Consider the following 13414-nt stretch of genomic DNA (forward strand, 5'->3'; position numbering starts at 1 on the left):
CGTGAAGAACTTCAATAAGCAAATCACTTTATCGCTGAAAAATCCGTTTATTTTACATCATGACGTTTACGGACAAAAAGTCCTTCCGGGATTGGCTTATATTGATATGTTTTATCAGATTTTCAAAGAGCGCGGCTATTCATACGACGGGCTTCAGCTGCGCCATTTATCCATATATCAGCCGCTTATTGCGAAAGAAGACAGCGCCGTCAAGCTTACGGTTGAATGTACAAAGGTAAAAGCAGGGCGCTGGAAACTTACCGCAAAAGGGGCTGAGGTCAGCGGCGGACGAGTCCAGCCGGAAGAACGCATTTACGTCAAAGCGGAAATGCACGAGACGGCACCCGCAGTTTTCAGTGACACGCTTGATCTTGACTCTGTCAAACGCGAGGCGGAACGCACCATCAATTTAAATGAGCTGTATGCACAATGCAGAAGACAGGAATTGGTTCACAGCGGATATATGAAAGCAGAAGGAGAAGTTTTTGAGGAGCGGGACGGCGTCACCTTTGATGTATCGCTCGGAAAAGACGCGATGGGACAGGCCGGAGGGTTTTTGTTCCATCCGACTCTTCTTGACGGAAGCGGCGTCGGCGCAAACCTATTGATCTCATCGTTGTTAAATGGGGAAAAGAGGCTGTTTCTGCCTCTTTTCTACGAATCTTTTACAGCTTCTGAACCTTTGCAGGCCGGCTGCATCACGAGAATCAAACGTTCGTCGCTTCGGCAGGAAAAGGAGCTCATTTACATTACACTGGAGTTTTTTAACGCATCCGGCCGGAAAGTAGCCGAGCTGAAAGATTTCACAAGCAAGCTCGTGCGGGATGCCGAGCTGATCAATACAGAACGAAAGACTGCTGAGAAGTCTCCTGAAAAAGCCGGTTTACCGGAAGTTGCGGCATCGCTTGAAGGCGGACACCCGCATGAGGAAGCAGAACGGTATGTCATGAATCTGATGGCGGAAAAAATCGGCAAGCCGCTTGAACAGATTGATTCTCAAGTCGGCTACTATGAAATGGGGCTGACATCGTCCGGACTGCTTGACGTCGTCGAAACGATCAGCGAAAAAATCGGCGAAACCCTTTCTCCGACTTTGCTGTTTGAATATACGACGGCAGCAGAGCTGGCGGCTTTCCTGACTGAGCAGTACGGGAGCCATTTCAGCGCGTCTCCGGCAAAAATGGAGAAGCCGGTTGAGACGCAAACAGAAAAAAGGCGGAAAAGCAGTGTTCCGCAAGATGAAGATATCGCCATTATCGGCATGGCCGGCCGCTATCCGCAGGCCGAAAATATTCATGAATTCTGGGAAAACCTGAAAGAAGGAAAAAACTGTGTCACCGAAATTCCGGAGTCTCGCTGGGACTGGCGCCGGTTTGAAAATGTAAAGTCGCCTTCCGGAAAGAGCATTTCAAAATGGGGCGGATTTATCGATGATCCGGATTGCTTTGATCCCCAATTTTTCCGGATTACGCCGCGGGAAGCTGAAACAATGGACCCTCAGGAACGGCTGTTTTTACAAACATGCTGGGAAACGATTGAGGATGCCGGATATACGCCGAAGTCGCTCGCAGAGGCGCGCGGACGGAATAAGAGACAGCGCGTCGGCGTCTTCGCAGGGGTGATGCATAAGGATTATACGTTGGTCGGGGCTGAAGCTTCTTCTGAAGATCATGTATTCCCGCTTTCTCTTAATTATGCGCAAATCGCAAACAGAGTTTCATATTTTTGCAATTTTCACGGGCCGAGCATGGCGGTCGATACGGTCTGTTCATCTTCGCTGACTGCGGTTCACCTTGCTGCGGAAAGCATTCGGCGCGGGGAATGTGAATCGGCGGTTGCCGGAGGGGTCAACTTGTCGCTGCATCCGAATAAATATCTGACATACGGTTTATGGGACATGTTTTCAACAGACGGGGTTTGTCATACATTCGGGAAAGACGGAGACGGCTATGTACCGGCTGAAGGAATCGGTGCCGTTTTATTAAAACCGCTGCGGGAGGCGGTAAAAGACGGAGACCGGATTTATGCGGTGATAAAGGGCAGTGCCGTCAACCATGTGGGGACAGTGAGCGGAATTTCCGTGCCGAGCCCTGTCGCGCAGGCCGATTTGATTGAAGAATGCCTGGACAAAGCGGGCATCGATCCGCGCGCGGTCAGTTATATTGAGGCGCACGGGACGGGAACTTCTCTCGGCGATCCGATTGAGGTTCAAGGCCTTGTCAAGGCGTTCCGCCAGTACACACAGGACAAACAGTTCTGTTCGATCGGATCAGTGAAGTCCAATATCGGCCATGCGGAATCGGCGGCGGGCATCAGCGGCTTAAGCAAGGTTGCCCTGCAGCTTCACCATAAAACTTTGGTGCCGTCTCTTCATTCCGAGGAGCTGAATCCGTATTTAGATTTTGAACAATCACCGTTTTACGTCCAGCATCATACCGAAGAGTGGCAGCAGCCTTCAGTGAAGGAAAACGGAAACGAAACCGTATATCCCCGGCGTGCAGGCATCAGTTCTTTCGGGGCGACAGGTTCAAATGTGCATCTCATTCTGGAGGAATTTATCCCTGAAGAATCACACGGAACAGCGTATGAACCGGCAGGAGAACAGACATTCATTTTTCCAGTTTCAGCCCGGAATGAAGAACGGCTAAAAGAGTACGTTGCGAAGCTGTCTGCATTTATTCATCCCGGCCTGCCGCTTGAGGATGCGGCGTATACACTTCAGATCGGCCGTGAACAGATGGAGGAGCGGGTTGCGTTCACCGCTCAGAATATGACACAGCTCAAAGAGCGGCTGGAAGGCTTTCTGGCAGGTAAAACGGTCAGCGGGTGCTGGCGGAACCGAGCTGATAAAACGAAACAGGCAGAGCTTGCTCCAGACTTGATACATAAATGGCTTTCTTCCGGAAGTCTGGAGATGATTGCTGAGAAGTGGGCCGGCGGAGGAACGATGGATTGGAAGCTCTTATACGGAGAAAACAAACCGAATCGGGTCAGCCTGCCGACATATCCGTTTGAAAAAACACGGTATTGGGTGCCGAAGGCGGAGAATAGAGAATCACTGCCGCAAAAAAATGCAGGCATGCTGCACCCGCTCCTGCATGAAAATGTATCAAACATGTCAGGCGTCCGTTTTCGGTCCTTTTTTAGCGGCGGAGAATTTTTCCTGAAAGATCACGTCGTCAAAAACGAGCGGACGTTACCGGGTGCGGCTTATCTGGAAATGGTTCGGGCGGCCGTTGAACACGCGGCAGAAACGAAGGAAGAAGGAACAGTCCGTCTGAAACATGTCGTATGGATACGTCCGTTTACAGCGGCGGATGAGTCCGCAGAACTGTATCTCCGTCTTTATGACGAAGAAAATGGGGAGATGGGATTTACGGTTTACAGTGAATCGGCTTCCTCGGAACTAGAGCCCGTTCTCTATGCGCAAGGAAGCGCGGCGTTTGTCCGAGCGGGCGAACCGGCCAAAATCGAGATTGACAAATTAAGAGAGTCACGCCGTCTGATCACACCTGACGCTTGCTATCAGGCATACAAACAAATGGGGATTGAATACGGGGATGCTCACAAAGCGGTCACGGAAATCTATGCAAAAGACAGCAAAGTGCTCGCGAAGCTCTCACTCCCGTCATCTATTTCTCATACAAAAGATCAGTTTGTCCTCCATCCGAGCCTTTTGGATGCAGCCTTCCACGCGACAATCGGGTTAATGCTTGACAGAGACGGGACTGACATACGGCCGATGCTGCCGTTTGCTCTCGAACAGATTGATGTGTTGAAAAGCTGTAAAAGCAATATGTGGGTATCCATTGCGTACAGCGGCGAAAGCAAGCCTGAAGATGCCGTGCAGAAGCTGGATATTGATGTATGTGACGAACAAGGCAATGTATGTGTGAAAATGACTGGTTATTCCGCACGGGAAATTGAAACGGATAAAACAGATACACTATATTTTGAACACGTATGGGAAGAGAAGGCCGCTGTACATGAAAAAGCGCCGATCCATTTCAAAGCCCGTCACGTGATGATATCTGACCGGTTTACGGATCAAATGAACAGCATACAGACAGACTTCAGCTGTCATGTGCTCCGTGATCAGCATAAGAGTGAAGACGAACGGTTTGAAGCTTGTGCGTTTCAGGCGTTCGAAGAAGTGAAGAAAATCCTCGCTTCAAATTCCGGCGGGCGCGAGCTCATTCAGATTGTCGTGCCTCAAGAAGCGGATACGCAGCTCCTTTGCGGCTTAACGGGGCTTTTGAAAACAGCGGCGCTTGAAAACCCGAACCTGACCGGCCAGCTGATTGAATTGGAGCCGGACGTCAAGGCAGACACGCTGTCACGATATGTAAAAGAATGCAGCGCTCATCCTGATGATAAGCATATTCGCTATGAAAACGGCAGGCGCTATACGGCACAATGGCAGGAAACAGGGCTTGAACAGTTCGGCGCCAAAAAGCCGTGGAAGGATAAAGGTGTTTATCTGATCACAGGCGGTGCAGGCGGTCTCGGATTTTTGTTCGCCAAAGAAATCGCCCGGCATGCAAAAGACGCCGTTCTTATTTTAACGGGGCGTTCTCTGTTGGATAACCGTAAAAAAGCCCAGCTTCAAGAACTGTCCGATCTCGGCGCGCAAGCCGTGTACAAACAAACGGACATGACGGAAAAACAAGAAGTTCAATCGCTCACAGCGGACATCTGCCGGCAGTACGGCGGATTAAACGGTATCATACACAGCGCCGGAACGATAAAAGACAACTATATTCTGAAAAAGCACAAAGATGAAATCCGTGATGTACTGGCGCCGAAAGTCTCCGGACTGGTTCATCTTGATGAAGCGGCAAAGGACATTGAGCTTGATTTTCTGATTCTTTTCTCTTCCGGAGCAGGAAGCGCCGGAAGCGCGGGCCAGGCTGATTATGCGATGGCCAATGCGTTTATGAACGCCTTCAGTGAAAAAAGAAACCGTAAAAAAGCCCGAAATGAACGCTATGGACACACCCTTTCAATCTGCTGGCCGCTTTGGAAAGACGGCGGCATGACGGTTGATGCTGAAACGGAAGCCATGCTGACAAAAGAAAGCGGCATGGTCCCTATGCAAACAGAAAACGGCATTCAGGCTTTGTACCGCGGGTGGGCGGCAAACACATCCCAAGTCATGGTGACGGAAGGCTACGCCGCAAAAATCCGGGCGTTTCTGAAAAAATCAGCGGATGATCAGCCGAATAAGAGCAGCGAAACGGAAGAAACGGCAGGTCTTACAGCAGGCGGAGAGAATATGCTTGCAGAAAAAACGAAGCATTTCTTGAAACAAGTGCTTTCGGAAGTGACCAAACTTCCTGTCGGCAAAATTGACGCCAAGGCGCCTATGGAAGATTACGGTATTGATTCGATTATGATTATGCATTTGACTGGCCGGCTGGAAAAGAGCTTCGGTTCATTGTCAAAAACATTGTTTTTCGAGTACCAGAATATCGAATCGCTGTCGCAGTATTTTATGAAAGCACACCGGGACACGCTGTTGGAAGTGACCGGGATGAAAACAGAAGAAACCCCTGCAGCCAAACCGGCGCTGTCTGAGAAAGCGAAAGTAAAGCCCGTTTCCAAACGGAATGAAGGCAAAAAAGGCTTTGCGCAAGTCCGTCCAGACACGCGGAAAAATCAGCAGCTGACGGAGCGTGAAGATATCGCGATTATCGGTATGTCAGGACGATATCCGCAGGCCGAAAATCTTCAGGAATTTTGGAAGAACTTGAGTGAAGGCACTGACTGCATAACCGAAATTCCAAACGATCGCTGGGATCACAGTCTTTATTACGACGCTGATAAAGATAAAGAAGGCAAGACGTACGGAAAATGGGGAGGATTTTTGAAAGACGTGGACAAATTTGATCCGCAATTCTTCTCTATTTCGCCCCGGGATGCAAAATTGATGGACCCGCAGGAGCGGTTATTCCTGCAATGTGTCTACGAAACGATGGAAGATGCCGGTTACACGCGCAAAAAGCTCACGGAAAAATCGGGTGATTTGCTTGGCGCCAATGTCGGTGTTTACGTCGGCGTCATGTATGAGGAATATCAGCTTTACGGAGCCGAAGAACAGGCGCGCGGAAAATCGCTTGCGCTGACCGGAAATCCGTCATCAATTGCGAACAGGGCTTCCTATGTATTCGGTTTTAACGGCCCGAGCATGGCTCTGGATACGATGTGCTCTTCTTCTTTAACAGCCATTCATCTGGCATGCCAAAGCTTGCGGAACGGGGAATGCGAAGCAGCATTTGCCGGGGGCGTCAATGTATCCGTTCATCCGAATAAATATTTGATGCTCGGCCAGAACAGATTTTTATCAAGCAAAGGCAGATGTGAAAGTTTCGGAGAAGGCGGGGACGGTTATGTGCCCGGTGAAGGAGTGGGCGCCGTACTCCTTAAGCCGCTTTCTAAAGCGAAAGCGGACGGTGATCATATTTACGGCCTGATCAAAGGAACGGCCGTGAACCATGATGGAAAAACAAACGGGTATTCCGTACCGAATCCGAACGCACAAGCCGCGGTGATCAAACAGGCGTTAAAAGACGCAGGAACCGATCCGAGGGCGGTCAGCTACATCGAAGCCCACGGCACCGGGACTTCACTCGGCGATCCGATTGAAATCACGGGTCTGACAAAAGTCTTCTCAGAACAAACACAAGATAAACAGTTTTGCTCTATCGGCTCAGCGAAATCCAATATCGGGCACTGTGAAAGCGCGGCGGGTATCGCGGGGCTGACGAAGGTGCTGCTGCAAATGAAAAACAAGAAGCTTGCGCCGTCACTGCATTCCCGGACGCTTAACCCGAATATTGATTTTCCGAGTACACCGTTTAAAGTGCAGCAGACGCTTGAAGAGTGGAAAAGACCAGTCATAAATGATAAGGAATTGCCGAGAACCGCGGGACTTTCCTCATTCGGAGCCGGCGGCGTCAACGCTCATATCGTCATCGAAGAATATTCCGCTGATGAGGATAAGGAGACGGCTTTTGCCGTGCCTCATCTGTCGATAATCGTCCTTTCCGCGAAAAATGAGCAACGGCTTCAAAAACGGGCGGAACGTCTTCTTGATGCGCTGCGGAGCGAGCGTTACCGGGAAGCGGATCTGAGCCGGATCGCATATACACTTCAAATCGGCCGTGAACCGATGGAAGAGCGTCTCGGAATGATTGTCAGCAATTTGCGCGAGCTTGAAGAAAAGCTTGACGAATTTACGGGCGGCAAGGAGTCAATTGACCAGCTCTACCGCGGACAAGTCAAACAGAATAAAGACACGATGGCGCTGTTTGCGGCTGATGAGGACATGGAAAAAACCATTGAGGCATGGCTTGAAAAAGGCAAAGCCGCAAAGATATTAGAGCTTTGGGTGAAGGGTCTTCCGCTGAATTGGGATAAGCTGTATCAAATGGGCAGACCGCAAAAAATCAGTCTCCCGGCCTACCCGTTTGCAAAAGACCGTTATTGGATCGACATATCAGCAGATACAGCTGTCAAAAGACCGGCCGACACACAGTCTGCGCCGATCGCACCGGCGGCCGCCCCGGAACCGGTCATTGAAGTAACAACTCTTCACGAGGAGACTGCCAAAGAAAAACCGTCAAACATTTCATTGCAGCCTTTGAGCGGCGCGAAACCGAAAAGAACCGTACAGTCTGTTTCCCGCCCGGCGGTTTCCGCTGAAAAAGTAAGTGCCGTATTGACCGAAAGTTTGGCAGACGTTTTATATATGGATGCCGACGATATCGACGCAGACGACACATTTATTGATATCGGCATGGATTCAATTACCGGTCTTGAATGGATAAAGGCTGTTAATAAAGCATACGGCACGTCCCTTACGGTGACGAAAGTATATGATTATCCGACAATCCGCCAGTTTGCGGCCTTCTTGCAAAAAGAGCTCGGGACAGAACCGATCCTTGAGGAAGCAACTGAACCGCAGAAAACAGAGGCCGTGAAAAAACCGTCAAACATCATGCTGCAGCCTTTAAACGCTCATAAGCAGCATGTGACACAAGCAGAAGCGGATATTCTGGAGGCGATGTCTGAAACGGCAGCTTCCGCCGAACCGGAAGAACCGATTGAAGCGGTGCATGACGAGTTATCAAAAGCACTGGCTGATGTATTGTACATGGAGCGGCATGAAGTAGATATTGATGAGGCCTTTATTGACTTGGGTATGGATTCGATTACCGGTCTTGAATGGATAAAGGCCGTCAATAAACGGTATGGCACGGACTGTAACGTAACGAAAGTGTATGATTATCCGACAATCCGCCAATTTGCCGATTTTCTGCGTACGCAGCCGTCCGTCCGCGGCGGAAAAAAACAGGCGGTTCCCGTACGTCCAAAGCCGCTTACGCAGCAACATGCCCTGCAGGAGAAAACACCTGACGAGCCTGAGAGATTAACGGTTCAAAAGGAACCTGAACCGGTGCAGGCCAAACGGGAGCCTAAAGATGAGATAGCGGACGCGATAGCCATCGTCGGCATGTCGGGCAAGTACCCGGATGCGCCGGACCTAAAGACGTATTGGGACAACTTAGCCCGTGCGAAAAACGCCATTCGCGACATCCCGCTTTCCCGCTGGGATGTAAACAAATACTATGATCCGGCCTTAAACAAGAAGGGCAAAGTATACTGCAGATCAATCGGTATGCTTGACGGCATTGAAGAGTTTGATCCGCTGTTCTTTAATATATCTCCGTCTGAAGCGGAACTTATGGACCCGCAGCACCGGATATTTTTACAGGAAGGTTTTAAAGCCTTTGAAGATGCGGGTTACAGCTCAAAAGAATTAAACGGGAAAAATTGCGGCGTTTATTTGGGGATTATGAACAATGAATACGGCATGATGTTAAACAAACATCAGACAGGAGGAAGCGCGACGGGCAACAGTTTCAGCATCGCGGCGGCCCGCCTGCCTTATTATCTCAATTTGAAAGGGCCGGCCATTCCGATTGATACGGCATGTTCTTCATCTCTCGTCGGGACTCATTTGGCGCGTCAGGCGCTGTTGAATCATGAAATTGACATGGCGCTTGTCGGCGGCGTGACTTTGTATTTAACGCCTGAATCATACATCAGCATGTGTGAAGCCGGAATGCTGTCTCCTGACGGCCAATGTAAAGCATTTGATAACAGTGCGAACGGATTTGTGCCCGGCGAAGGCGCGGGGGCGCTCGTTTTGAAGAGGCTGAAAGATGCGGAAGCCGATCAAGACCATATTTACGGAGTCATTATCGGATCTGGAATTAACCAGGACGGAAAAACCAACGGCATTACCGCACCAAGCGCGAAAAGCCAAATGGATTTAGAGCGCCAAGTGTATGAAGCGCACAACATCCACCCTGAGAGCATCACCTATGCGGAAATGCACGGCACCGGCACAAAGCAGGGGGATCCGATTGAATTAGAAGCCTTGTCTTCTGTATTTAAGGAAAAAACGGACCGAAAACAATTTTGCGCCATCGGTTCGGTTAAATCGAATATTGGGCATACGTCGGCGGCGGCAGGTGTAGCAAGCGTCCAGAAGGTTCTGCTGTCGATGAAGCATCAGCAGCTTGTGCCGACCCTTCATTTCAGCACGCCGAATGAACATTTTGATTTCGATGACTCGCCTTTATTTGTCAATACCGAACTCAAACCTTGGGAAACAGGCGGAGTACCGCGGCGGGCCTGTGTCAGCTCATTCGGCTACAGCGGCACAAACGCTCATCTCGTTATCGAAGAGTATCAGCCGAAAGACCGGGGAAGCCGTAAGCCTGATGAGACAAACATTTTTGTGCTGTCGGCGAAAAAAGCGCCCCAGGTAAAAACCTATGCCGAGTCTGTGATCGAATTTGCAAAAGCCAATCAGAATATCAATCTTTCAGATATGGCGTACACGCTTCAAACCGGGCGTGATGCGATGGATTACCGTCTTGCGGTTACAGCCGGTTCGAGAGAAGAACTGATCAGCCGTTTAACCGATTTTGTAAACGGAAATACGGGTGAAGGGATATATGAAGCCCATATCAAAACGGCTAAAAAAGAAATCAAATCATTTGAAACGGACGATGACCTGAAGCAGCTTGTGAGGTCATGGTTCGATAAGAAAAAATACGCCAAAATAGCGGAATTGTGGGCCAAAGGGCTTCAGATGGACTGGGACAGACTCTATCAAGGCGAAAAACCCCGCAGAATCAGTCTGCCGGCTTACCCATTTGCGACGGAGCCGTACTGGCTGCCTGAGCCGAAAGCCGTACCGCAGGAAACAGAAGACCGGCGCGAGGCTGTGCTTTTAGAAAAGCAATGGGTTCCGTGTGAGATCGATTCGGCCGGTGAGAAAAGCGGCAAGACGGTCATGATTCTGGCTGATGCAAGAACAGCGGAGCTAGCCGAAGAGACTGCGAAGCATTTCGCTGACTCGTTCATTCTCCCGGTCGATTCCGCTGACACTGCAGCTAGCGATTGGAATCACATAGATGGCGCAATCGATCTGACGGGATGCGGAGACGAAGATCCTTCACTGGAAGGGATCAGCCGGCTCCAGACTCTGATTGATACAAGCCGCCGGCAAGCGCGGCCGCTGACGCTGCTATATGTAACAAAAGGCTTGGAGCCATTTCAGCAGAAAACGATTCACCTTGCAGGAGCGGCAAAAAGCGGCCTGTACAGAATGCTTCAAAATGAGTATCAAAACGTGACGTCCAGACACATGGATGCCGATACAGATACGGATCAGCAGACGCTTGCCAAACAGATTGCAGATGAATTTTCGGCGGACAGCACAGAACCGGAAATCTGCCGCCGAAACGGACAGAGATACCGTGCTTTATTCACGGAGATTCCAAGCGGGAAGCGAGCAGAACATAAGCCCGCACCGTTTCCTGAAGACCATGTGCTTTTCATTACCGGAGGCACGAGGGGACTGGGTCTCTTATGCGCCCGCCATTTCACAGAAAAACACGGCGTGAAAAAAGTAGTGCTGACAGGCAGGGAGCCGATTCCTCCCCGTCATGAACGGTCAGCTGTTAATACGAGGCTGAAAGAGAAGATACAGGCGATTGAAGAGCTTGAAGCAAAAGGAGTGCAAGTGGCGGTGATCAGTCTGAAATTGTCTGATCATGATGCGGCGGCAGCGGAAATTGAAACGATCCGGCGCACGATGGGACCGATCGGCGGCGTCATTCACTGTGCGGGATCGGTTAATTCAGTAAATCCGGCGTTTATCAGAAAGACTGCCGACGACATACAAGAAGTGCTGGAACCGAAAGTCGCCGGGCTTCAAACATTAAGCAGCCTTTTCACAAATGATCCTTTGCAATTTTTTGTCTTATTTTCTTCAGTATCTGCAGTCGTTCCGGCGCTCGCGGCGGGACAGTCGGATTATGCGATGGCAAATGCATACATGGATTATTTCGCGGCGGCTCATCAGCATCAATATCCGCTGGTCAGCATTCAATGGCCGAACTGGAAGGAAACCGGATTAGGTGAAGTCCGCACAGAAAGCCTGAAGCAGACCGGGCTGCTGGGACTGTCCAACGCGGAAGGACTTGACTTGCTGGACCGCATTTTATCTGAAAACATCCGCCCGTCCGTTCTGCCGGCTATCGTTGATCGGAGCGAATGGCATCCTGACAGGCTGCTCTGTCAAGAGAAAACACAAAAAGCCGTAATAAATGGAAAAGCCGCGGAAAAACATTCAGACAGAGACCTGCTTCTTGATACGAAGGCGTGGCTTGTGAAACTGTTTTCCGATGAGCTGAAAATCGCTCCGGAAGAACTGGAAACAGACGAACCGTTTCAGGATTACGGGGTTGATTCGATCATTTTAGCGCAGCTTTTACAGCAAATGAATCAAGCGCTCAAAGAGGACTTAGACCCATCTGTTTTATATGAACATCCGACGATTGACGCGTTTGCCGAATGGCTTGTATCCAATGGGCAGCCGCTGCTTGCAGAAAGGGAGGAACCTGATACAGAAATGTTGGTTCCGGCTGCCGTACAAACGGTTCACACTGAACAAAAGCGTGATGCCGTAACTGAAGACATTGCCGTCGTCGGAATGAGCTGCCGTTTTCCGGGAGCGGAATCGTTAGACCAATATTGGGACTTGCTGAGAAGCGGCAGGTCCGCAATCGGCTCCGTCCCGGCGGAACGTTTCGGATATGCAAATCAATACGTTGCGGGATTGATTGACAATATGGATCACTTTGATTCCGAATTCTTTTTCATTCCGGAAAACGACGCGAAAGCGATGGACCCTCAGGCGTTGGCGGTGTTGGAAGAGAGCTTGAAACTTTGGTGCCATGCCGGCTATACCCGTGAAGAAATCAAGGGCATAGAAGCCGGTGTGTATATCGGAGGCCGCAGCCAGCATCAGCCTGATCCTGAAAGTCTTGCGAATACCCGCAACCCGATCGTTGCGGGCGGGCAGAATTATTTAGCGGCAAACGTTTCGCAATTTTTTGATCTGCGCGGGCCGAGCATCGTGCTTGATACGGCTTGTTCATCGGCTTTGACAGGAATGAACATGGCCGTTCAGGCACTGAGAAGCGGCGATATCAAAGCGGCGGTAGTTGGCGGCGTCAGCCTGCTGAACACGGATGCGGCGCACCGGATGTTCCAAGAGCGCAGACTGTTAAACGAAAAACCGGCATTTCACGTATTTGACAAGCGTTCAGGCGGAGTTGTCCTCGGTGAAGGCGTCGGCATGGTGCTGTTAAAAACAGTAAGCCAGGCGCAAAAAGACGGCGACACGATACACGCGGTCATTAAGGCCGCCGCCATGAACAATGACGGCAGAACGGCAGGCCCGTCAGCTCCTAATATGCAGGCGCAAAAAGATGTCATGCAAAGCGCGCTTTTCAAAAGCGGCAAAAAGCCGGAAGACATCACTTATATCGAAGCAAACGGATCGGGTTCCGCGGTGACTGATTTGCTTGAGCTGAAGGCGATTCAATCCGTATACCGCTCAGGCCAGTATGTTCCGCTAGGCATCGGCTCAATCAAGCCGAACATCGGGCATCCGCTTTGCGCAGAAGGCATCGCAAGCTTCATTAAAGTCGTATTAATGCTGAAGCATAAACAAACGGTTCCGTTTCTCTCAGGAGACGAACCGATGCCGCATTTTGATATAACAAAGACAGATTTTCATTTTCATAAAACAGCCGGCGAATGGGATGCAGCCAGACCGTCAGCAGCCATCAACTGCTTTGCCGACGGCGGAACAAACGCCCACGTCATTCTGGAAGCTTGGGAAGAAAAAGATACCCGAATGAAAAGAAAGCCGCTGCCGGTACCGTCATTAAGACGTAAGGCTCTGGTAAAAGAACCTGACGTACTAGCGGAGAAACAAGAGCTTCCTGCGAAAAAAATGTTCTGGAAAGCATTTAAATGAGAGAGG

1 protein-coding gene is annotated in these 13414 nt (G+C 50.2%); it reads left to right on the forward strand.

Translation table 11 applies throughout. The features are described from left to right. The first annotated feature begins 1 nt into the window (after position 1). The gene (locus SB724_RS04180; RefSeq protein ID WP_410570171.1) at positions 2 to 13408 is read left to right on the forward strand and encodes a type I polyketide synthase; all 13407 of its coding nucleotides are present in this window, start codon (positions 2 to 4) and stop codon (positions 13406 to 13408) included. Positions 13409 to 13414: the final 6 nt, after the last annotated feature.

The sequence above is a fragment of the Bacillus sp. SIMBA_031 genome (assembly GCF_046535225.1).
GTDB classification, from domain to species: domain Bacteria; phylum Bacillota; class Bacilli; order Bacillales; family Bacillaceae; genus Bacillus; species Bacillus velezensis.